Annotated in this window: 2 protein-coding genes; both read right to left on the reverse strand. The window is 42.1% G+C overall.

The genetic code is table 11. The annotated features are described in order from the left end of the window. On the reverse strand, positions 1-529 hold a 529-nt coding region (locus ACS8FC_RS16430), incomplete at its 3' end, for a hypothetical protein (RefSeq protein WP_439297562.1). Positions 530-578: 49 nt separating this feature from the next. Beyond that, positions 579-813 (reverse strand): hypothetical protein (locus ACS8FC_RS16435; protein ID WP_439297563.1); only part of this gene is annotated, 235 nt, incomplete at its 5' end.

Consider the following 813-nt stretch of genomic DNA (forward strand, 5'->3'; position numbering starts at 1 on the left):
TGTAACCATCATCGGTACGGGACTCACTAATGAAGTTTATGGTGTCTGGGCTACCAAAATAGCAAGGCTGATCATTCCTACCTTTTAAATTTGGTGTTTGGTAATTATAAGTTACATCTGTTGGTTCAATAACCTGATAAGCCTGCCAATACTGATAACAGTTGTTACCTCCTCTGTTACATTGTGTAGCCAGACGGTATTTTGTCACCTCTATATTTTCTACTCTTGTAAAAGATTCACGCTGATAGTCAAAGCTACCATAATCATCCCACAAGCTATCACTATTCATACTGCCAGATTTATCTAGCATTAGCATAACAGTAGGTTTCGTCTCGCCCTTGGGCGGCTGATAAATTGATAAGTCCCCCAAAGTGCTATAAATCGCCTCACCTTTAAGATTATAGCTCACTGCTGCTTGCGCATTGTGAGTCGCCAGACTCATCGCGGACAACGCTAGGACGAGTGCAGAGACTTTAAATGCAGCTTGAGGAGTACCCTGCGGTAGTGGTTTTGAGATAAAACTTGTCATAGTGTACTCCTTAGAGTATAGGCATAGATACGAAGCCGTATCGTACGCATTATTTTGGGGCGCCGGAGGCTGTGACACTTAGTAGATCTTGACAGTCAGTACTAAACTTGTTGGTTGTAGTGCCCTTACCATATTCGAGACAGGTTTCTGATGTGAGCCTGTTTTCTAGCTTGACATCTTCTACCAATGTTTTTGCAGGTACACCTAAATTGGCCAAACATTGGGTCATCGTCTCGTCATAATATTTGGTAATGTCTTTATCATCATCATCTTTAGCAGCGTAG

The organism is Psychrobacter sp. 1Y4 (genome assembly GCF_051847555.1).